Here is a 20,864-nt window from a genome sequence, read left to right on the forward strand (position 1 = left end):
AATAATAGAACAGTTTATTTAATGATATTCTTCTTCAGGTACGCTATGCTTTTTGCAGTACTATCAAGCGGGGCTCCGGGGCACATATCCTGCTCAACAAAGAAGTATTTCATACCACTTTGTTTGGCATAGTTAAAGATCTTTTTATAGTTGATAACGCCATTACCTACTTCGGTAAAGAATTTCTTGGGGGTATTATCCATATCCTTTACATGCCACATGGCAAAGCGGCCCGGATGTTTGGCAAATAAGGCCAAAGGATCTTTACCGGCTTTTGATACCCAGTAAATATCCATTTCAAAAAACACCAGTTTGGGATCGGTATCTTTCAGCAGGGTATCATAGCCGGTTGTGCCACCTGCTGGTGCCAATTCAAAATCGTGGTTATGATAAGCCAGCTTAAGACCTGTTTTTTTGGCTATTTCACCGGCCTTGTTAAGGGCCGCAGCTATCTTTTTGTAGTTATCGGCCTGGCGGTATTCTTCTTCGAGCCAGGGTATAACAATAAATTCCTGCCCCAGTGCTTTGGCATCGGTAACGGCTGGTTTCCATTTTTCTTCCCATCTGCTTTGTAAAAATATGCTGGCGGGGAAGGTATGACCACTTGGGCTTGATAGTCCGTGTGATTTTAAGGTTGATCGCAATTCTGTGGCGTTCATTCCAAACCATTTGCCGTCGCCATAGCCATAAGTTTCAACGGTATTATAACCCTGGGCGGCAACTTTGGCCAATGTTCCTTTTGGGTCTTTCGCCATTTCGCTGCGAAGTGTGTAAAGCTGAAGGCCGATCTTTTTGGGTTGGGCAAACCATTCTTCTTTATTGATAAAAAAACCAGCGGTAAGCAAAGATGATTGTTTGAGGAAATCCCGACGAGTTGGCATAACGTATCGTTTTTAGAGAGTTAAATTACTTAAAAATCAAACACCCTCAATATGGATGCTTATTACAGGCTTCAGGTTGCAGCAAAAAGAAAAACCGGTTACTGATAACAGTAACCGGTTTGCTTTTATCATTTTTTATGTTTTCTTACCAACTGCCGGTAGCACCGCCTCCACTGCTTTTTCCACCACCAAAGCTGGCGCCTGCGCCACTGCTAAATGTCCTTCCTTTCCAAACATTGATACCAAAGAAGATGGCGAAAATTCCAAAGACACAAACCAGGGTCCACCAAAAGATCTTCAGGAACCATAAGAACACATAACCTGTAGCATTCATATAATCTACAAAATTATTTCCCGTGCTGCGGTCCTTCGACTTAATGTATCGTACCCGTAACCAAACAAACAGCGCCATCATTAAGAAACCCATAATAGTTTCGCCAACTGTTGGAGGTCTGCGCTGGCTGCTATATGCATAGGGCGAAGTATTTTGAGCTAACGGTTGAGGTTGTGCCTGAGCCTGGGTTTGCGATGGCGCTGGTTCCTCTACTGTTGACCAGTTATCGGTAGCTTGCGCTGTGGTTCCGCTATGTGCGGTAGTTGGGCTATTAGTTCGGCCAGGGCTCGCCCAACCGGTAAGTGCCGATTCAATATCTTTCACGCCTTCTTTTAAACCGGTATAATACCAACCCATTTTATATTTGGGCACTATTGTTCTATCGATAATACGCTGGCAAACTTCATCGGTTAATTTATGATCGATGCCCGAGCCGGTAGCAATTCTTACCCGGCGGGGGTCTTTGCTTAGTAAGATCAATACACCATCGTTGCTGCGTTTGCTGCCAATACCCCATTTATTAAAGTATTGTAACGCTGCATCCTCAACAGACCAGGTGTAGCCTGAGTTATCGGTCAATGTTGACAGGGTAATAATTACAATTGAATAGCCCTTTTTTTCGCGGAAGGAGATGAGTTCTTTTTCGAGCGTTCTTTCATCGCCCGATGAAAGAAAACTGCCATAATCGTTTACCACATGTGGGGTAAATGGCCGGTCTTTGATAAAGTTCGATTGCTGGGCAAGCAATACACTACCGGTCAGTAATAGGATTACAGTTAACAGGGTACGCATTGATTGATAGGGTTGGGGTTATATGTTATTTGAATAAAAAAGCCGGTATTCTAAGCTTCCTCATCCATCTGCTGCAACAGATCTTTTAGCTTTTGTATATGCTGCCCATACAGTTTACCAATCAGCCAACGGTTCAAAAAATAACTGCCAAGGGTAAGCACTGCACCAATTGAAAGAAATAGAACGAAAAATCGGTGGTTACTAATATGTTGGGCAATGGGCATTTGTGCAACGGAGGTTTGCGCATCAATTGAAACATCTACCACATGTGAATTGCCTTCGTGGGCATTGAACATGATAATAAGGCCGGCGGCAAAATAAGCAAGTGGGGTAAGTATGGTGCCTGCGATAAAATAAAAGCGAACATACTTTTCGAGTGTTCCCAATTGTTGTTTCAGGTTTGAGCGTACTTCACAGGCAACGCACTCCATTTGTTTCAGCAACTTGCTTTTGCGGTAGTAATAAAACAGAAAAGCGCCGCCTACCAATGCCAGCAACACGGCCAGCTCACTATACATTCCCTTGAATGTAACAATGTACCAGATAGTTAATGAATATATGATCAGTACTGCGATGAGCTCGCGGTTGAGGTTGCGCTTCAGCCTTGCAATGGTACTTTGCGACCGTTTATGCAACATGGACGAAATCGGCACATCCCTGCCCGGTTGAAGATCTGTTTCATCCAGATCCTTCCATATATCTTTCAGGCTATCTAACTCCATGTTCTACTGATTTTGTGAGTTTACGTAATTTTTCTTTGATCCGGTTCATTTTCACGCGCAGGTTATTCTGATTGATCCCCAAAATATCTTCCATTTCTTCGTAACTCTTGTCTTCAAGGTACAGCATTGTAATAGCCCGTTCTATTTCAGTAAGATGGTTAATAGCTTTATAAAGTTGCTGCAACCGTTCTTCTTTTTCGTTGCTATATTGAATGTCCTGTATCTCCGTTGGTAATAAATCGGGTTCTACGCTTTTAATGATCTTCTTTTGTTTACGCAGGTCAGAAATGGCGGTATTGAGTGCAATACGGTACAGCCAGGTGCTGAATTTTGAGTCACCCCTGAACCGTGGATATGCGCCCCATAATTGTATCACGATCTCCTGGAAAAGGTCCTGTTTATCGTAATCGGATGTGCAATACAAATTACACACCTTATACAACATAGCGCGGTGTTGGTGCACCAATGCCACAAACTCATCCTGGTTAAGTTTTGCCTGCAATTGGGTTGGTTTTAGCGAAAAGATACTTAATTGGTCGGCGATTTGCCTTAAAAATTACAGGCAAAACACCATTATTATTTAATAAAATGTGAAAGCCGGCTGTCGGTTGCGGCTAACCCGAACCTATAACGCCAAATTTCGCCGGCAAATTACAACATTTTAGCACCAATTAAGCCTGCGTTACCACTCAAACTGCTGATAACCACTATCTTCGTGCCATGAAAAAAATGTATCATCTGGGCAATTGCACCACCTGCCAGGCCATTATTAAAGAAACCGGCATTGATAAAAAGGGATTTGAGATGCAGGAGATAAAAACCGAAAAGATAACCCCCGCCCAGTTAGACGAAATGAAAGAAAAGACCGGCAGTTATGAATCGCTGTTCAGCCGCCGCGCCATGAAATACAAGGAAATGGGTCTGAAAGACAAATCCCTTACCGAAAAGGATTATCGCCAGCTCATCCTCGATGAATACACCTTCTTAAAAAGACCGGTAGTTTTTGTAAATGATAAAATTTTTGTGGGCAGTGAGAAGAAAACGGTTGAGGCCCTAAAGAATGCCTTATGATCCGTTTTTTAACAGCGACATCCGCAGCGATTCAAAATTGATGACCTGCACTTTAACCGGCCCCTGTTTGCCGGCATAATCAGCCGCCGAACTGTATAGGTAATGTTCCGGGCTGTCAACTATTCCATCGCGAATGGGGTTTTCGTGTATGTACAAAACCCTTTCCTGTAGTTTATATACCTGTTTGAAATCAATATAGGCAGGATTGGTACAGGTTTGCCACAATTGAAATTTTTCAATTTTTTTAAGCGACAGACTGCAGCTCTCAAATCGCTGCAGCATCCACGAGCGGCGCAGGTCGGGCTCAATATCTATAGCCTCGAGTATTTTGGTAGTGGTATATCTTTTAAATTCTTTCTCTATCATGGCCAGGCCCGATCCATCCTGTGCCCTGGCAAGCAGGTGCAGGTGATTGGTCATTAGGCACCAGGCATATACAGTGAATTTTTTGGCTGTTATACAGTGGTTTAACGCCTCAACAATGATCTGCTTATAGGTAGGTCTTATAAACACATCGATCCAGTCTACTACATTAAAGGTCAGGTAAGAACAATCATGCTGCGGTAGACCCTGGTCTTTATTCTTATTTATCATAGGAGCATTGCTTTATCAATATTCATTAATAAACAAATACGTCGGGAATCGTAGGGTAATTAATAAATAAAACCGTGCTGTTGGTAAGAAGCCGGGTATTGGTATACGTACAATCAGGCTAAAGAATATAGCATAGACAAGGAAGTGTAATATACAAAATGTTGTTTATAAAACTTCCGGATGTTAATGGCTTCGATAGAATAATAATGTTTCATTAATATTTTTTGCTGAACAGGAATGCTTTATCGATATCGCAAGATGTTTCTTTTAATAAACTTTTAGTAAAGGCATGAAAAGGGCTTCCCAGCCAATTTTGATAAACCGGCGGTAGCCGTCAATAGCTTGACAGAGGTATACGGAGGTGTTATTTAAAAACTATTGCCAGGGAGCCAGCTTAACCCGTTGATGGGGATGGGCGCTGCTATAAACATAATGATGCGGGTCATCAACCAGCCGGGTAGTTACCGGCAGGTTCACCACTTCTGTAACATGGTGGGCAAACAATTCGGAGCTGTCCAATACTACCGGATGATTGCCAAACTGCCAAAAGTGATGTTCCGCATCGTGCTGGTACCGGTTGCTGTAATAACTGAACAATCGCATCATCCATTCTTTTCGCTTCTCATCGGGATTTTCTGCAATTGATTTCAGTATTTGCTTTGCAGTACCATTTTTAAATTCCCTTAAGACGGTAGAGATGTGCTTCTTTTTTGAAGAAGCAACAATTGTGATGTAGCTGGGCATTAACACGTATTCATAAACATACAGGTGTTTGTTGTCGATACAATTGTTTAGGTTGTCAATTAAAATTTCGCAATAAGTGTGGCAGGTAAAAACATCTATCCAGCCAGATACACTTAGTGTTACATAATAAGAGCCGAAGGGTGGGGGTTTTTCGTACATTCATATAAGGTAGTAAAGTTTTGGCATTTGGGCAATCCCGTATCGGGTCTTTGTAACAAATAGAGGTAAATTTGATACGGATCAACTATTACATACTACAATTCAATGATTTAAACCCATAAAAATCCGTTTTTGCAATGTTTAGCAGTACAGTGATGCTGTGGGTGAGGGTTACATGGTATACTTGTCGAGCCCATTCCTATTTCGACGACCAAAACATTTCATCTTCCTTTTTGCATTTCGTCTACAGCCGGCTGCATTCTAACATGGATTATTTGCACACCGGCCACATTAGCATTTGCCAGCCCGTCAAAAGAATAGCTTTACGGTGTTCTACATTATTTACGTAAAGCTATTAGTCATGAAAACAAAATGGATCGTTGTGGGCATCATTGGTCTTTTATTGCATACCGCTATTGCACAAAACAAGCCACGCCCTGTACCGGAATTTGCATCCTCAAAAGGATGGTGGATGATAGAAAGCAATATTCATTCACCCAAACAACACATCGTTTACTTCTATAATAACGACGGGGTAATGGTTTATAAAGAAAAGCTTGAAGACGTTCGCCTGAACCCCGAAAAGCGCAAAACCAAAATGCAACTGAAACAGGTGCTGGAAGCGACGGTAGTAGCCTGGGAGAAGGAGCATAGGGTGATTGAGGATGGGTCGTTGGTAGTGAATAGTTTGAAGGGGAGATGGTAGGTTGGTAAAGAAAGAACTTTTGTCGATGAAAACCTGATGTACAGCGATATTAACACAACCCGCCATGCATTTACGCCAAACGAAATGTAATTTTAGTATATGCAGCCAACCCAACAATACCCCTTTATATTTTCCGATGCGCCTAAATACCGCATCCGGCGCCATCTGGCATTCTGGGGTTTCTGGTGGTTGTTTCAGGGGGTACTGTATTCTGTGATTGGTTATACCGGCACACCCACTTATTCAATACGCCTGTTAGATTCCTTTTGCGAATCGTTGGTTTACATGATAGCGCACATTTTCGTTGGCTTTATGCTCATGTATTTTGTTATTCCGCGTTTTCTGCTCAAACAAAAATACTGGCTCACAGCCTTGTGGGTAGCTATCAGCTTTTTAGGAGCCGCGGTAATTTCTACCATTTTATCGGCCACTATCATTCCTGAAATACAACGGGTGGTTATGCATGATGATGTTCATCGTTTATATTTAAGAAAACGGGCCATCTTCGAAGTTCACCTGGCACTTATGGCCGGCTTACGTGGCGGCATTACTATTGGTGGTATTGCAGCGGCCATTAAATTAATGAAACACTGGTATGTTAAAGAACAACGCAATCTGCAATTGCAAAAAGAAAATGCCGAGGCTCAATTGCAGCTGCTAAAAGCCCAGGTTCACCCCCACTTTTTATTCAATACGCTTAATAACATTTACTCGCATACGCAAAACACCGCGCCGGTTGCATCGCAATTGGTAATGGGGCTATCAGATATGCTGCGTTTTATGTTGTATGAATGCAACCAACCGCAGGTGCCCCTGGAGAAAGAATTGAAAATGGTGCAGGATTATATTTCCCTGGAGCAGATCAGATACGACAAGAACCTGGATGTTCACGTTGACCTGCCGGCCAATACCGATAACCTGGCAATTGCACCGCTGTTGCTGCTGCCGCTTGTTGAAAACTGTTTTAAACACGGCACCAGCCATATGATAGATCAACCCTGGCTAAGCCTGCATGTTGCCATCGAAAACAACCGCATGTATGTAAAGCTCATGAACGGGAAAACCAATGAAGTAACAAGAATTAATTTCAAAGGCATTGGCATTATGAATGTACGCAAGCGGCTCGATTTTTTATACCCCGGCAAACATGAGCTTACAATTACCGACGAAGAAGAGGTATTCATTGTAAACCTTTGTCTGGAATTAGAGAAACTGCCCCTTACCAAAAAAGAAACCAGTAGTTATAAGCTTGCATATAATGGATGATATACAAACCATACGATGCCTTATTATCGATGATGAACCGCCTGCGCGTGAGATCATTCGACGCTATGTTCAGGAAATACCAACGCTGCAACTGATGGGCGAATGCGCCAACGCCATTCAGGCCCTTACATCCCTGCAACAGCACCCTGTTGATCTTTTATTTCTCGATATTCGTATGCCGCAGCTAAACGGTACCGATTTTATAAAAACATTGAAGAACCCGCCCAAGGTCATAATCACAACTGCTTTTTCAGAATATGCACTGGAGGGGTATGAGCTGGATGTGGTAGATTACCTGATGAAACCCATTCGGTTCGATCGCTTTTTAAAGGCGGTCAATAAAGCTTATCCACTTGCTGGTTCAGCGCATACTTTAAAGCCTGTCGTTAGCACCGTAACAGAAGAAAAGAAAAATGAAAGTTTTGTTTACTTCCGCGCCGATCGTAAAATGGTAAAAGTGATGCTCGATGATATTTTATACATCGAAAGCATGAAAGATTACATTAAGGTATATACCATACATGGCGTTATCATCACAAAACAGTCTATCAGCTCGGTAGAGGCTATGTTGCCCGAAAAACTTTTTGTACGTACCCACCGCTCATTTATAGTTTCCATTAACAAAATAAAAAGCTTCACTAACGAACTGGTTGAGGTTGATAAAACCGACATACCCATTGGGAAGCTATTTAGGAATGGCGTGATGAAAGTATTTACTACCTGATAAAATAACAAAGGGTCCCGGTTCAGCCGGGACCCTTTGTCTATTGTCAATTACTTATTGTCTATTGTTCAATTATCCTTAACCGCGCATAGTTAAGCATGATCTTTTTCTCACCATTCAGTTCAAACTTAACGGTTGCAATGGGGTTGTGCGAACTTCCTTCCATTTTTACCACTTCGCCAAAACCAAATTTCTGGTGCTCAACCCGCTGCCCTACCTGTAAGTTAGATACATCGCTGGCAACAAAATCGGCCGAAGGCGTATGCTCAACCGGTTTGCTTTGCGGCTTGGGCGAAATATAAGAAGGCGTAGTAGATGTTGGGGTTGTTGTTGCTTTCTTTGATGGTGGCGGACCGTAGCGTTTTTCAGCCTGGTTGGCCGATTGGCCACCGCCCCAGCCGCCGCCAGTTGATCCGTAGGAGCTGCGATTGCCGCCAGTGCCGGTTTGGTTACGCATACCGCCACCAGCAAAACTTCTGTCAACATATTGCGGAGGCAGTTCTTCTAAAAAGCGGCTCGGTTCGTTTTGCACCAGGTTACCAAATCGGTAACGGGTATTGGCGTAAGAGATCCAAAGTCTTTCTTTGGCTCTGGTAATTACCACATAAAACAACCGGCGTTCTTCTTCCAGTTCTTCGCGGGAGTTTATTGCCAGTGCATTGGGGAAAAGCATTTCTTCTAACCCGGCAGCAAACACACAACCAAACTCCAAACCTTTTGCCGCGTGAATCGACATTAATTTTACTGTATCGGCATTGGGGTCTTTTTCGTCGGCATCTGTAAGCAGGGTGATCTGTTGCAGATAAGCGCCCAGGCCTTTGTCGGTTACTTCACCATCTTCGGTATCGGGGCTTTCGGTCCATTCTTTTATACTGTTCAGCAACTCCTGCACGTTCTCGTACCGTTGAACACCTTCGGTGCTTTTATCGTTGAATAGTTCTTTTACAAAATTGGTTTGTTTACCAACATGCACCGCTACATCGTACGCGTTCTTGTTTTGCAGCATGCTGGCAAAGCTCTTGATCATGGTAACAAAATTTTCAATGGCTTCCAGCGTGCCGGCTTTAAAACCAGCCTGGTTCGCCCGCTCCAGTACTTCCCACATGGAAATGTTGTATTGGTTGGCTATCAATACCGTTTTATCGATGGTGGTTTTACCAATGCCCCGAACGGGATAATTGATAATACGCTTCAACGCTTCTTCATCGCGTGGGTTAACGATCACGCGCAGGTAAGCAACGTAATCCTTGATCTCTTTGCGTGAGTAGAAGCTAAGACCACCAAACATGGTATAGGGAATGGCCATACGCCGCAGGCTTTCTTCAAATGCACGGCTTTGTGCATTGGTGCGGTATAAGATGGCAAAATCGCGGTTATTATAATGGTTGCGCAGTTTTTGTTCCTGAATGGTATCTGCAACAAACTTACCTTCATCGTTATCGGTGTTTAACCGAACCAGCTTTATCTTCTCGCCCTCACCTTTTTCTGTCCAAAGGTTTTTAGGAATTTGTCCTTTGTTATTTTTGATCACTTCGTTGGCTACATCGAGAATACTTTTTGAACTGCGATAGTTTTGCTCCAGTTTCACCACTTTGGCATCATCGTAATCTTTCTGAAACTGTAAAATGTTTTCAATGGTGGCGCCGCGGAAGCTATAGATACTTTGCGCATCGTCACCCACCACGCACACATTTTCGTGCATGGCGCCAAGCAGTTTTATTACTTCATACTGTGCGGGGTTGGTATCCTGGTACTCATCAACCAGAATGTATTTAAACTTGCGTTGGTATTTGCTCAGTGATTCGGGAACAGTTCTAAGCAACTCATAAAACTTCAACAGCAGATCGTCGAAGTCCATAGCGCCGTTCTTAAAACAACGTTTTACATATGCGTCGTAGATCTGTGCAATGGCGGGGCGGTTAGCGCGCATGTCTTCCTGCTGACACGCGTAATCATTTGCATATTCTGCAGGGCCCACCAATGCGTTCTTTGCACCTGAGATACGATTATAAACAGCAGCGGGTTTGTACACTTTGTCATCGAGGTTCATCTCGTTCACCACTGTTTTTATAACGCTCTTGGTATCGTCGGTATCGTAAATGGTAAAGTTGTTGGGATAACCAATGTTATGTGCCTCGCCACGTAAAATACGGGCAAACACACTATGGAAAGTACCTATATACAGGTTCCTGGCGTCGCTGTTGCCAAGCACTTTTTCAATACGTTCCTTCATTTCCTTGGCGGCCTTATTGGTAAAGGTGAGCGCCAGTATGTTAAAAGCATCAACACCGGTGGCCATTAAGTGAGCAATACGGGTGGTAAGTACTTTTGTTTTTCCACTACCGGCCCCCGCCACAATCATTAACGGACCATCTCTATGTAAAACGGCTTCACGCTGTTGCGCGTTCAATCCCTGTAAATAATCTTGCATTTATGCAAGTTAACGCCTCTGCTGATTATTTGTAGCGGAAAAAAAATATTAAATACTGGTAGTTAATAACTAGTTATAAACTGTACCAAATTGAAGTTGTAGGAATAAAAAAGTCCTGACAAGTACGAGTACAGTCAGGACTAAATATATTATGGTTCGGGAGAAATGGGTTAAAGGTATGAACCAGTTGCTTACGCTGTTGTTTCCTCTAAAGCCAGTGCTTCTGGTTGCGGAGTAACATTTTTGATGCTCACCTGGAACTTAGTGTTCAGGCTAATAGCGTAATTGTTGTTAGCGAACAACGTTTTGCAAGTAGCATCTTCCAGCATTACAGTAGCCAGATCGAGGGCTAACTGAGATGTGCTTATCACATTAGCTACTTTGCCATTGGTAAACTCAATGGTGAATTTGTACCCGGCTTTGCGTGCAACGCCGGCTTTTTCAAAATCAGGACGATTGAGGTTGAGCACTTGATCACCCGCGGCCGACTTCTTCATTAAAATTCTCAGAATGGGCAGGTATTTGAGCCAAATGTGAGTATACATTATAATAATCGGTTTTACTATGGAAATAACTAAACTCTTTTGTACGGCAGCAAGCGTCTGCAAAGATGCAAATTTAATTTGCGAAAAACGAATGAAAAACTAAAAACCTATGAATGTTTTTCCAATCAGTAATTGCAAACCCTTATTGAGCAAGCTACATGAAAAAAATTCCTCACTTATTATTCCACACATTATTCTTCTTATTTACATCGGGAACATAGGTACTACCCAGGGAAATTGATTTAACAGACGTTTTTGCAGTGAGTGCCAAGGTGACTGAATTCGATTTCTCCCACACAGCTACGGATCGATGTACTGTGCTCTTTGTACCATCAGCATAAGTAATTGTTAAATCAACCGGAACGGGTTTATTTCCAACACAATCAACCGTTACGGTGTAGCCTGTTGCAGTTTTAACCACTTTTTTTAACGACAGGTCGGGAATACCTCCATCGAGGAACCATCTTTTCCAGAACCAGTTCAAATTTTTTCCTGCGCCCACGTTCATACAATTAAAAAAATCGAAAGGAAGAGGATGTTTACCTTTCCACTGTTGAATATAAAAGTGTAATGCCGTAGTAAAAAGCGAATCGCCCAACAGATCTTTTACGTAGAGATATCCCAACGCCGGTTTAGGATACGAGTTTACAAAATAGTTACTGCCGCTAATTTGTGTTGAAAGCGTACCAATAGGAGAGTCGTTCTCAGTGCCTGCCAGTCGCTCATAACCGCCAACACCATAATCATCGGTAAGGCTGCTGTCGATGATCGATGAAATGATCCATTCGCCAATAGTTGCCCAGCCTTCATCCATCCACCCATATTTTGTTTCGTTGGTACCCATGTAAAAAGGAAACATCATGTGGAACACTTCGTGATCGACCAGTTCAATTGTTTCGACCCTGCTGGCAAGCGGGTTATCGTTCACCATCATTGGATATTCCATTTGATCGAGCCCATCTACAATGGTTACGTGCGAATAGGGAAAAGGCCAGCGCGGAAACACATAACTCATAGCCCAAACTGTTTTACGGCCAAAATCAACCACTTCATAATAATCTTTGTGCGAGGGATTAAAAACCGCATCAACTCTTGTTCTTCTTTTTGTAGCGGCATCTACTTCCAAACTGGTCGATTTCCACATATAGTGATCGCTTACGGCAAACGCAAAATCGCATACATCGGTTGCAGCAAATTTCCAGGTGTTGAACGCGTTTTGTTTGGTGATATTCTTTCTTTGCAGGTCGGCCGAATCAATTATTTCAACGACACCGTCCTGTTTTTCGGCTGTTTGTAAACGCTGGCAATAGGTTTCGGTGAACACATCGCTGCAATTGGTAAGATCGCCGGTTGCCCACACTACAAAATTTGTGGGTACTGTAACAGCTACATTAAAATTGCCAAAATCATTGTAGAACTCCTGCGGTCCGGTATAGGGTTCTGTATTCCAGCCATCAACATCATCATACACGGCTATACGCGGAAAAAAGTAGGCAATAAAATCGGCGCCGGGTTCAATTTCACCGGTACGAATGTGTGAGGTTTTATTAAGCGTATACGAATATTGAATGCTGAACTTCATGGTACCGCCGGGCGCCAATGTACTAACCGGTACGGTCATATTGGTACCGCTAATGTGTAGCCGGGTGCTATCTACAGCTGTGCCATTGTATTGGAACGATGAAATGCGAACGCCGTCTGTAATATCGGAAGGTTTTACCGGCATCAGGCGAATGCTTCCTTTTTTGTAAATATTGGGATACAGTTTAAATACAATCTGTTGCAGGTTATTGGGGCTGTTATTAACATATTCAATGTCAACTTTACCGGAGAGCAGCCGCGTGGCCGGGTCAAAATTGATATCGATAGTATAGTTGCCTGTGTTTTGCCAGTATTTTGCACCGGGTTGCCCATTGTTGGTGCGTGTGCCTTTTTCATTGGCGCTTTCTAAATTTCTTGGCCTGGTTAACGTTACCTGGCCTATGGAAGCAATACTGCTAAGCAACGCTATTAAAATCAGTAACCGGCGTATTGTCATAAAGACTTGTTTCCCTGAAGTTATAAAACCGTTAGGACATTAAAAAGCCCCCGACAAGTACAGTCGGGGGCTTTACTATTATTATCGGCCAATCAGGCTTTACTGAGTAAGCGGTGCCGGCTTTCTAAATATTTTCCATATACAACATCGCGCATAGGCTTCTGGTATACTTTGCTTTCCGTCCAGGAAATAATATCGAGGTATGCGAATGCCCTGGTTTCAAATGGGTTCTTTTCAAGATGTTTGATCTTATGTAAGAATTTTTCCAACTCGGGCTTTAACTCACGCGGACTTATTCCAAATGAATGACGCAGGAATTTCAGCATTTCTTCTTCTACCACTGTTATGTTCTTCATACGGGCCATAAAGCGGAAAACCGATTTGCTGAGAGATTCCATCAGCTCGTAGTTACCCATTTCGTAGTGGGCCAGCATATGAAGTAAACGCGCGTAACATTGCAGGTCAACCCGCAGGTCAATAGGTCCGTTGATAATGCGCTGCAGGTAATCGATACATTTTTCAAAATCGCCATTTCCAAAATGCAGGGTGGCAATCTTGTAGTTGAATACCAGAATACGGTGCTGATCAACAAACAGCGCATATTCTTCCAGCTTTTCCTCAATTTCAGGCACAAGGGCAAGACCTTCGCGGAAGGTGCCCTGCATCAGGTGCTGGTTAATTTTGGCGCTGTTTATATAAATAAATGTATGTGTGCGGAAGTTGTCGTGGTGCGTAGCAACGGGTGTTTTAGAAAACTCTTCAAACTGCTTTAGCGTAATTTCAAATCGTTTGAAGTTACGCAAATCAAAATGGGCATTCAGCAGGTTATGCATGCCCTTTATATAGTGCCCGGTTTCTACTTCCTTCATCAGCGGATGTTCTTCGTACAGATCTATCCACTTTTGGCCGTAGCGGTAATACATTAAAAAGTCCTGCTTTATAAATGCATACCAGCTATAGCTTTGGTACAGGTAAAGCTTTTCGTAAAAGCCATTCACTTCACCCAGGTCGGCAGGCAGATATTCTTTGAAGAATTTATCCATTTGCTGCAGATCTTCGGGGTTGCGGGCGTGACCATTAAGCACAAACCACCGGTACATAAGCAGGGCGAGGTTCGAAAGCCGGGTAACGCGGTCGATATGACTGCTTATTTCCTGTGCTTCCTCAGCTAATTGAAGTGTTTTTTCGGTAGAACTGCGGGTAATATGAAGGGTTTCGATCTTTTTCTCCAGAGAGATAACCTGTGCCAGGAAATTGAACTTCTGGTTGGCACGTGCAATCTCCTTGGCCTTTTCAAGAATTTTAAGGCCTTGCAGTTTTAATCCCTTATTGTAAAGCACCCGTGCATGATCAAGGTGTTCACTGAGTTGAAGATCAATATTTTCGGTAGCCTTTAACAGCCTAAGGCTGGCCAATAACTGTTTATATAAATGTGTTTTTATGTTGGCAAGTTGCGGCTTCTTAATGTCTGGTAACTTTTTAAGCAACAACTTTTCGTCATATTCGGGCAATTTATCCAACGCGTCGAATAAGCGTATGATCTTTAAGTCTTCGTTTGCCGAACTCCTTTTTATATAAAGTTTAAAGTGCCTCTTTTCCGACTTCTCCAGTGAATGAACCAATTGAAACAATGCATCTGTAAATCGGTTGGACATAATTATGAAATTTGCCTGAAACTCAATACCGGCAAGGGTTTTAGGATTTCTTTCACACTCTTGGCGTAATTAAACCGGTAGTAAGATGTATTGAAAGATACGGATTTACATCCTACTTTTGATTCAGCAAATGAGCAAAATGATAATGGGAAGCAATCGTTAGTGTATAGCAATCATTAGAGGCTCAAAAAAGAATACGGCAAGTTAATACGCGGTATTCAAAAAGACAAATAGATTTATCTCTTTTTTCATATGGCAAGCAATCGTTAGAGGCCAGCTGTTTCTACAGGTGGCTTTTTTATTTCCACTCTGCTAATATAAGCCATTTTTTAATTTCCCGCGCTTTCTGTGATCTAAATCATATAAAAAAGGTGATTTTTTTGAATTTAGATCTTAAAACATGACATTCACCTTTGTTATTTTCCACTTATTTCTACCTGAATTTTCATTTTTTCAGCTTGGCACACAATAAAAAAGCGGATGTATATAATTATAATATATAGCACTGGGGCTAAGCTTACCCGATAGCGTTCCAGCCGTTGAAATTTCCTTTAAGCAAACGAAATGAGTAATAAGGGATATTGATAATCAATGAAGTAGTTAAAATTGTCCACGGACAATGGATCATTGCCCGCGGACAATTATGCTTTGCCCTTGGCAATTACATTTTTGCCCAGGGCAAATAGGTGATTGCCCAGGGACAATTTTGTTTTGTCCCGGGCCATTGACCGTTTGCCCGTGGACAATTGTCATTTGCCCACGGCAAATGGTTAATTGTCTCTGGCAATTGAGTTTTTGCCCCTGCAATTATATAATTGCCCGGGGGCAAAGAACCTTTGTCCGCAGACAATTATGCTTTGCCCAATGGCAAATGTCTTTTGTATGATCGCAATGGACCTTGGTCAGTTGGCAAAAATGCTTCGTCTAGCCGCAATGAATTTTTTCTCTTCCGCAATGAGTCTTTGCCTGGTAACAAAATAAAATTTCCCTGTGGAAATGGTTGTCTGCCAGCCGGCAAAAGGTTTTCGCCAATGGCCATTAGGCGTTTTTGATGGGGAAAAAAACTGTTTGTTGTACCTGATTTCCAACTCTTTAATCTTTTCGGCCAGTTCATTGTAGTGCATGCTTATTTTCCGAAGGGCAATAAAAGCCCTTACAATGGCAATGTTCATCTTTACGGCTCTTTCACTACGTAAAACACTGGCTAACATAGTTACTCCATGCTCTGTATATGCAAATGGAAGGTATTGGTTTCCTTTCTTTTTTGCGGTCACAATTTGTGACCGCAAAGCATCCCATTGTTCTTTTGTGAGTTGAAAACTAAAATCCGAAGGAAAACGCTCGAGATTGCGTTTCATGGCCTGGTTTAATGCTTTGGTAGTTACGCCATATAATTTAGCCAGGTCAAAATCGAGCATTACTTTATAGCCGTTTATTTCATGAATTAATTCATGAATAACATTTTCATTTATATAAGCAGTTTAAAGTTTAATGGTATAGGTGGCTGCTTAAATCATTACAATATAATAAGATTATATATTACTAACTGCTTAATACATATCAACTTTCAAAAAACTTGCTTTATGTCATTTACTCATTGCCTTTCGTAACGCATGTATTATCTTGCCTCAAACTGAGGTGTTATGGCTTTCTCCGGTGACTCGTCAAATCATTTGTTTCAGCTGGCTGTTAGGTTTGTGAATCAAACCAACCGGCACCTCTTTGTTACCGGAAAAGCAGGCACGGGAAAGACCACCTTCCTTAAATACATTCGGGAAAATACATTTAAAAAGCTGGCTATCGTAGCCCCTACCGGGGTGGCGGCCATTAATGCAGGTGGGGTTACCATGCACTCTTTTTTCCAGTTGCCGCATGGCTCGTTCTTACCGGTTCAGCAATCCGGTTGGAACAGCAATAGCTCCTTCAACACCCCGCATACACTATTAAAGAACCTTAGGCTCAATAACGATAAAAAGGTATTGCTGCAGGAACTGGAACTACTCATTGTTGATGAGGTGAGCATGCTACGGGCCGATATTCTCGATGAAATAGATTGTATTCTTCGACATGTTCGTAAAAAGCAGTTTGAGCCATTTGGCGGCGTTCAAATGCTGTATATCGGTGACCTGTTTCAGTTACCGCCAGTTGTTAAAAACGATGAATGGGACATTTTGCGTCAGCAATATCGCAGTCCGTTCTTTTTTGATGCACAGGCTTTGCAGCAAAGCCCACCGCTTTACCTCGAATTAAAGAAGATCTACCGCCAAACTGATGAGGAGTTTATTAAGGTACTTAATAACATCCGGAACAATAAAACTACCCAGGCAGACCTCGATCTGCTGCACAAACATTACCTGCCGGGTTATGAAAGTGCAGAGAACGAAAATTATATAACCCTTACCACCCATAACGCCAAGGCAGATACAATAAACCAGGCGCAGCTTGAAAAACTGAATGGCAACATAAGCGAGTGCAAAGCCGAAGTAACCGGTGATTTTAATGAACGGGCCTACCCGGCCGATGTGTTGCTGCAATTAAAAGAAGGCGCACAGATCATGTTCATTAAAAACGATAAAGGCGAGTCAAGAAGATTTTACAATGGTAAAATTGCCACCATCTCGCGCATACTCAGCGGCGACATCTATATCAGGTTCGAAGGCGATGAACACGATATGCTGCTTGAAAAAGAAACCTGGCGCAACATCAAATACCAGTACAACCAGGAGCAGGATATGATTGAAGAGGAGGAAGTGGGCGCATTCAAGCAATACCCCATAAGGCTGGCCTGGGCTATTACCATTCACAAAAGCCAGGGGCTAACCTTCGAAAGAGCCATCATTGATGCCGGCGCCTCATTTGCCCCCGGCCAGGTTTATGTTGCCCTTAGCCGGTTAACATCATTGGCCGGATTGATACTTTACTCGCGCATTCAACCTTCAAACATTCATACCGATGAACGGGTGATTGAATTTACGCGGCTCGAAAAAGAAGAAGATCAGCTGGCACAGGAATTACATTTACAACAAAAGATATATATAACCCGCTCCCTTGTTCAAACCTTCGATTGGTTAAAGCTGGCAGAAGGCATGGAAATGCACTATGAAAGCTATGAGACCCGACAGGTGCCCGATAAAAACCATTGTGTGGTTTGGGCAAAAGGCCTGCTCGATGCAGTGTTGAAACAACAGGAAATGGCCGATAAGTTTACCCGGCAATTGGAACAGTTGTTACCCAATGCTCCTGAAGATGGTTACCAGTTCCTGCATCAACGTGTATCGGCCGGAAGCACTTATTTTTTACAGGCTATGGATGAAATGGAAACTTCCATCAAAAATCATATAGCCGAAATAAAAGCAAAGCCAAAGGCAAAAAAATATGTTACCCACCTACAGCAACTAAGCCTGTTGCCACAACGAAAAAAACAACAACTTAACCAGGCAGTACAAATTACCGAAGGACTGATAAAAGGCGTAAATACTACTGAAATACTTGAATTAGTTGGGCAAAAACGAACGGAAGTAATAAAACAGGAAGCAGTAGTTGAAAAGAAAACCGCCACTGCCAGGTTACCAAAAGGCGAAACGAACCGAATAAGCCTTCAATTGTTTAAAGAAGGTAAGAACATTACTGAAATAGCAACTATTCGTGAACTGGCGCCTTCTACCATTGAAAGCCACCTGGTTTCGTTTGTAAAGACCGGTGAAATAGATGTAAAAGAACTGGTGCCTGAAGATAAAATAGCTACTATACTAAGAACCGTGGAAGAATTGAATTTACCAACCCCTGGCTCTGCACCCGTGAAAGAAAAGCTGGGCGAAGACTATTCGTGGATTGAAATAAAAGCAGTGTTGAGTTACAGGGAATGGTTACAGGTTAGCAAGGATACTAATTAACAGGCATAATTAATAGCATATGGTACAAACAAGTCTGCCACCCGAAGAAAAGAAAGTAGCCGACAAAGTCGTTATCTTTTCAAAAGAACTGATCATTTTGCTGGGGGCATTTACCATTAGTCTTTTCAGTTTCGTGATCATTGCCTACCGGGTATTTTACCTCGACAAAACCGATGCCGATGAAAAAGCATTCGCTTTTGCACATTCCATTGTAAACGACAGTACAACTAAATTAATGGAGGTCATTACCTTCTTTGGCTCACATTATTTTCTTATTCCCGCCAATACATTATTGTGTTTATTTTTTCTATTTACCAAGAAGTCGCGGTATTCAATAAAGGTGAGCGCCATTGCGCTTAGCAGCGTGCTTATTATGCTGGGGTTGAAATTATTATTCAATCGCCACCGCCCGCTAATTCCTTTGCTTGAACCAGCCAAAGGACTAAGCTTCCCCAGCGGACATGCATTTATGAGTGTTTGCTTTTATGGGTTGTTAATGATCATCATTTGGAAAGAAGAAAGGCCACACCCCGTTTTAAAATGGACATTACTGTTACTCGTGATCGCTTTATTATTATCGATAGGCTTTAGTCGCATTTATTTACGCGTGCATTATTTCACCGATGTGGTGGCGGGCTTTTGCATAGGCTCCTTTTGGCTGTTGCTTAGCTCCTTCCTGATTGACCGGATAAGACCGGCTGGTTTGAAAAAAGCATAACGAAAAAACTAGGCCTTATTTACTACCGGTTTAGGCGCCACTTTACGTGTCCACCGCGACAATTCGGTTTGATCGAACATCAGGATGAGCATGCCATTTTGAAGTTTGTAATTATTGGCCCGTAACAGGTTTTCCAAAAACGCTTTTTCATTATAACCAACACAAGCCATTCTGGTGGTTACAATCCGTTGATTAAATTGAATAGTAGTATCGGTGAAATCGAAACTACCATTCATATTATTACAACCGGTGTTACCTGTAAACCGCTTGGTTGACAGGTTTAGATCTAACCGCGGAATTTTACCTACTGCGGTATCAGATGCCATAACGGGTTGTAAAAACCATACTCCACCCAATTTAGTAGTATCTTTTTCAGGCACAGGAGCCGGCGCTTGCGCCAGGGTTGTATCTTTTTTTGCCTGATCTGTACTGTCGGTAGTGGGTAAATTATTGCCAGGGGAACCATTACAAGACAGTAACATAATGCTTACTAGTAAGGTAAACGGTCTCATACCCTGGTAGCTAAAAATTTTATGCCAGAGGAAAATTCCAAATCTCAAATTACAAGCTCCAATAAATCCCAACAAATACAAAATCCCAAGTCCGTTTGGAGCTTGGGATTTTGTATTTTATTTTTTGGATCATGAGATTTAATTCAAAGAAGGGTCCTGGAATGTATTGCCCTGACTAACATCACCTGTTTCAAATCCTTTTTTAAACCAGTAAACCCGTTGGGCCGATGTACCATGGGTAAATGATTCGGGAACTACACGGCCCTGGGCTTGCTTTTGCAGGCGGTCGTCGCCAATGGCGTTGGCCGCATTCAGGGCTTCGTCAATATCATTCTCTTCCAAAATGTTCTTCATTTTTTGTGCATGGTGTGCCCATACACCTGCCAGAAAATCGGCCTGCAGTTCGAGCTTCACACTATATTTATTGTACTCTTCCTCACTTAACCGCTGGCGCAGCTGATTCATTTTATCGCTGGTGCCGTTGAGCTTTTGAATGTGATGGCCAACTTCATGTGCAATAACATAAGCCATGGCAAAATCGCCACTGGCATTTAGTTTGTTTTGCATGTCTTCAAAGAACGACAGGTCTATATAAACCTGTTGATCGCCGGGGCAGTAAAAAGGCCCGGTTGCAGCACCGGCCATTCCACAGGCGCTTTGAACCGATTGCCTGAACATAACCAGTGTAGGCTCAACATATTTTTTGCCGCCTTGTGAAAAAATTTGATTCCAAACGTCTTCGGTATCGGCAAGCACCACTTTCACAAAACTGGCCCTTTCGTCATCGAGCTTTTTTTCTTCGGCACTCATTTCCTGTTGCGGGCCTCCCTGCTGTGGTATTGCATCATTTATTGCAGAAGAATCGCCAAGCACAAAGAACCTTACTAATAAGACAATTACGCCAATAATGCCACCGCCAACAGCCAATCCACCCCCCGAAATACCTCTACGGTCATCAACATTAGAGCTTTCACGTCGTCCGGTCCATTTCATAGTAGATAATTTATGTCACAAAAATAGTCTCCTTCCTCATATTTAAAAACTTTGTGCCCGCTTTGGCCCGCCGCAGCCATGGCAAA

19 protein-coding genes are annotated in these 20,864 nt (G+C 42.5%); 6 read left to right on the forward strand and 13 right to left on the reverse strand.

Annotation, left to right across the window (positions count from 1 at the left end):
* Positions 1–14: 14 nt before the first annotated feature.
* From GGD38_RS16860 to GGD38_RS16875, 4 genes are all read right to left on the reverse strand, one after another.
* A complete protein-coding gene (locus GGD38_RS16860; RefSeq protein WP_375297419.1) occupies positions 15–881 on the reverse strand; it encodes a sugar phosphate isomerase/epimerase family protein in 867 nt (288 codons plus the stop codon).
* Between the two features lie 145 nt (positions 882–1,026).
* Positions 1,027–2,007, reverse strand: coding sequence for a TPM domain-containing protein (locus GGD38_RS16865; RefSeq protein WP_375297420.1), 981 nt, complete (start codon positions 2,005–2,007; stop codon positions 1,027–1,029).
* 50 nt (positions 2,008–2,057) lie between these two features.
* Positions 2,058–2,729 carry a hypothetical protein gene (locus tag GGD38_RS16870; RefSeq protein ID WP_375297421.1) on the reverse strand — a complete coding sequence of 224 codons (672 nt, stop codon included), beginning with the start codon at positions 2,727–2,729 and terminating at the stop codon, positions 2,058–2,060.
* A complete protein-coding gene (locus tag GGD38_RS16875; protein WP_375297422.1) occupies positions 2,716–3,231 on the reverse strand; it encodes an RNA polymerase sigma factor in 516 nt (171 codons plus the stop codon). Before GGD38_RS16875 ends, GGD38_RS16870 begins: the two co-directional genes overlap by 14 nt.
* A 218-nt stretch (positions 3,232–3,449) precedes the next feature.
* On the opposite strand from GGD38_RS16875, the gene GGD38_RS16880 reads away from it, so the two are divergent.
* Positions 3,450–3,800, forward strand: coding sequence for an arsenate reductase family protein (locus tag GGD38_RS16880; RefSeq protein WP_375297423.1), 351 nt, complete (start codon positions 3,450–3,452; stop codon positions 3,798–3,800).
* On the opposite strand, the gene GGD38_RS16885 is transcribed toward GGD38_RS16880, so the two are convergent.
* Positions 3,795–4,394: a transposase gene (locus GGD38_RS16885; RefSeq protein WP_375297424.1), complete on the reverse strand. Its 600-nt coding sequence runs from the start codon at positions 4,392–4,394 to the stop codon at positions 3,795–3,797. The two genes, GGD38_RS16880 and GGD38_RS16885, sit on opposite strands and share 6 nt — an antisense overlap.
* A 375-nt stretch (positions 4,395–4,769) precedes the next feature.
* Positions 4,770–5,297 (reverse strand): hypothetical protein, encoded by a 528-nt coding sequence (locus GGD38_RS16890; protein WP_375297425.1) that lies wholly within the window; start codon positions 5,295–5,297, stop codon positions 4,770–4,772.
* A 361-nt stretch (positions 5,298–5,658) separates the two neighbouring features.
* On the opposite strand from GGD38_RS16890, the gene GGD38_RS16895 reads away from it, so the two are divergent.
* The 3 genes from GGD38_RS16895 (at position 5,659) to GGD38_RS16905 (ending at position 7,993) form a co-directional block, all read left to right on the forward strand.
* Positions 5,659–6,003 (forward strand): hypothetical protein, encoded by a 345-nt coding sequence (locus GGD38_RS16895; RefSeq protein WP_375297426.1) that lies wholly within the window; start codon positions 5,659–5,661, stop codon positions 6,001–6,003.
* Between the two features lie 99 nt (positions 6,004–6,102).
* Complete coding sequence (locus GGD38_RS16900; RefSeq protein ID WP_375297427.1) at positions 6,103–7,269, forward strand: sensor histidine kinase; 1,167 nt, start codon at positions 6,103–6,105, stop codon at positions 7,267–7,269.
* Complete coding sequence (locus tag GGD38_RS16905) at positions 7,262–7,993, forward strand: LytR/AlgR family response regulator transcription factor (protein WP_375297428.1); 732 nt, start codon at positions 7,262–7,264, stop codon at positions 7,991–7,993. The genes GGD38_RS16900 and GGD38_RS16905 overlap by 8 nt, the downstream gene beginning before the upstream one ends.
* A gap of 61 nt (positions 7,994–8,054) precedes the next feature.
* On the opposite strand, the gene GGD38_RS16910 is transcribed toward GGD38_RS16905, so the two are convergent.
* From GGD38_RS16910 to GGD38_RS16930, 5 genes are all read right to left on the reverse strand, one after another.
* Positions 8,055–10,424 carry an ATP-dependent helicase gene (locus tag GGD38_RS16910; protein WP_375297429.1) on the reverse strand — a complete coding sequence of 790 codons (2,370 nt, stop codon included), beginning with the start codon at positions 10,422–10,424 and terminating at the stop codon, positions 8,055–8,057.
* Between the two features lie 191 nt (positions 10,425–10,615).
* Positions 10,616–10,969: a hypothetical protein gene (locus tag GGD38_RS16915; protein ID WP_375297430.1), complete on the reverse strand. Its 354-nt coding sequence runs from the start codon at positions 10,967–10,969 to the stop codon at positions 10,616–10,618.
* A 172-nt stretch (positions 10,970–11,141) separates the two neighbouring features.
* Positions 11,142–13,007: a M1 family metallopeptidase gene (locus GGD38_RS16920; RefSeq protein WP_375297431.1), complete on the reverse strand. Its 1,866-nt coding sequence runs from the start codon at positions 13,005–13,007 to the stop codon at positions 11,142–11,144.
* Between the two features lie 92 nt (positions 13,008–13,099).
* On the reverse strand, positions 13,100–14,662 hold the full coding sequence (locus tag GGD38_RS16925) for a hypothetical protein (RefSeq protein ID WP_375297432.1): 1,563 nt from the start codon (positions 14,660–14,662) through the stop codon (positions 13,100–13,102).
* Between the two features lie 902 nt (positions 14,663–15,564).
* Positions 15,565–16,134, reverse strand: a complete 570-nt coding sequence (locus tag GGD38_RS16930) for an ORF6N domain-containing protein (protein WP_375303705.1) — start codon at positions 16,132–16,134, stop codon at positions 15,565–15,567.
* 171 nt (positions 16,135–16,305) lie between these two features.
* Here GGD38_RS16930 and GGD38_RS16935 point away from each other — a divergent pair, with 171 nt between their 5' ends.
* Together GGD38_RS16935 and GGD38_RS16940 are read left to right on the forward strand one after the other, a co-directional pair.
* Positions 16,306–18,555 (forward strand): helix-turn-helix domain-containing protein, encoded by a 2,250-nt coding sequence (locus tag GGD38_RS16935; protein ID WP_375297433.1) that lies wholly within the window; start codon positions 16,306–16,308, stop codon positions 18,553–18,555.
* Between the two features lie 19 nt (positions 18,556–18,574).
* Entirely contained in the window at positions 18,575–19,273 is a 699-nt protein-coding gene (locus GGD38_RS16940; protein WP_375297434.1) for a phosphatase PAP2 family protein, read from the forward strand.
* 8 nt (positions 19,274–19,281) lie between these two features.
* Here the strand turns inward: GGD38_RS16940 and GGD38_RS16945 are convergent, their stop codons facing one another.
* Together GGD38_RS16945 and GGD38_RS16950 are read right to left on the reverse strand one after the other, a co-directional pair.
* Positions 19,282–19,785, reverse strand: a complete 504-nt coding sequence (locus tag GGD38_RS16945; RefSeq protein WP_375297435.1) for an META domain-containing protein — start codon at positions 19,783–19,785, stop codon at positions 19,282–19,284.
* Between the two features lie 138 nt (positions 19,786–19,923).
* The gene (locus GGD38_RS16950; protein ID WP_375297436.1) at positions 19,924–20,778 is read right to left on the reverse strand and encodes a neutral zinc metallopeptidase; all 855 of its coding nucleotides are present in this window, start codon (positions 20,776–20,778) and stop codon (positions 19,924–19,926) included.
* Between the last annotated feature and the right edge of the window lie 86 nt (positions 20,779–20,864).

The sequence above is a fragment of the Niastella sp. OAS944 genome (assembly GCA_024809215.1).
Taxonomy (GTDB): domain Bacteria; phylum Bacteroidota; class Bacteroidia; order Chitinophagales; family Chitinophagaceae; genus Niastella.

Excerpts from the sequence above, each read along its gene's own strand:
- GGD38_RS16860 (WP_375297419.1), bottom strand. The coding sequence starts at position 881 with ATGCCAACTCGTCGGGATTTCCTCAAACAATCATCTTTGCTTACCGCT.
- GGD38_RS16865 (WP_375297420.1), bottom strand. The coding sequence starts at position 2,007 with ATGCGTACCCTGTTAACTGTAATCCTATTACTGACCGGTAGTGTATTG.
- GGD38_RS16870 (WP_375297421.1), bottom strand. The coding sequence starts at position 2,729 with ATGGAGTTAGATAGCCTGAAAGATATATGGAAGGATCTGGATGAAACA.
- GGD38_RS16880 (WP_375297423.1), top strand. The coding sequence starts at position 3,450 with ATGAAAAAAATGTATCATCTGGGCAATTGCACCACCTGCCAGGCCATT.
- GGD38_RS16885 (WP_375297424.1), bottom strand. The coding sequence starts at position 4,394 with ATGATAAATAAGAATAAAGACCAGGGTCTACCGCAGCATGATTGTTCT.
- GGD38_RS16890 (WP_375297425.1), bottom strand. The coding sequence starts at position 5,297 with ATGTACGAAAAACCCCCACCCTTCGGCTCTTATTATGTAACACTAAGT.
- GGD38_RS16895 (WP_375297426.1), top strand. The coding sequence starts at position 5,659 with ATGAAAACAAAATGGATCGTTGTGGGCATCATTGGTCTTTTATTGCAT.
- GGD38_RS16900 (WP_375297427.1), top strand. The coding sequence starts at position 6,103 with ATGCAGCCAACCCAACAATACCCCTTTATATTTTCCGATGCGCCTAAA.
- GGD38_RS16905 (WP_375297428.1), top strand. The coding sequence starts at position 7,262 with ATGGATGATATACAAACCATACGATGCCTTATTATCGATGATGAACCG.
- GGD38_RS16910 (WP_375297429.1), bottom strand. The coding sequence starts at position 10,424 with ATGCAAGATTATTTACAGGGATTGAACGCGCAACAGCGTGAAGCCGTT.
- GGD38_RS16915 (WP_375297430.1), bottom strand. The coding sequence starts at position 10,969 with ATGTATACTCACATTTGGCTCAAATACCTGCCCATTCTGAGAATTTTA.
- GGD38_RS16920 (WP_375297431.1), bottom strand. The coding sequence starts at position 13,007 with ATGACAATACGCCGGTTACTGATTTTAATAGCGTTGCTTAGCAGTATT.
- GGD38_RS16925 (WP_375297432.1), bottom strand. The coding sequence starts at position 14,662 with ATGTCCAACCGATTTACAGATGCATTGTTTCAATTGGTTCATTCACTG.
- GGD38_RS16935 (WP_375297433.1), top strand. The coding sequence starts at position 16,306 with ATGGCTTTCTCCGGTGACTCGTCAAATCATTTGTTTCAGCTGGCTGTT.
- GGD38_RS16940 (WP_375297434.1), top strand. The coding sequence starts at position 18,575 with ATGGTACAAACAAGTCTGCCACCCGAAGAAAAGAAAGTAGCCGACAAA.
- GGD38_RS16945 (WP_375297435.1), bottom strand. The coding sequence starts at position 19,785 with ATGAGACCGTTTACCTTACTAGTAAGCATTATGTTACTGTCTTGTAAT.
- GGD38_RS16950 (WP_375297436.1), bottom strand. The coding sequence starts at position 20,778 with ATGAAATGGACCGGACGACGTGAAAGCTCTAATGTTGATGACCGTAGA.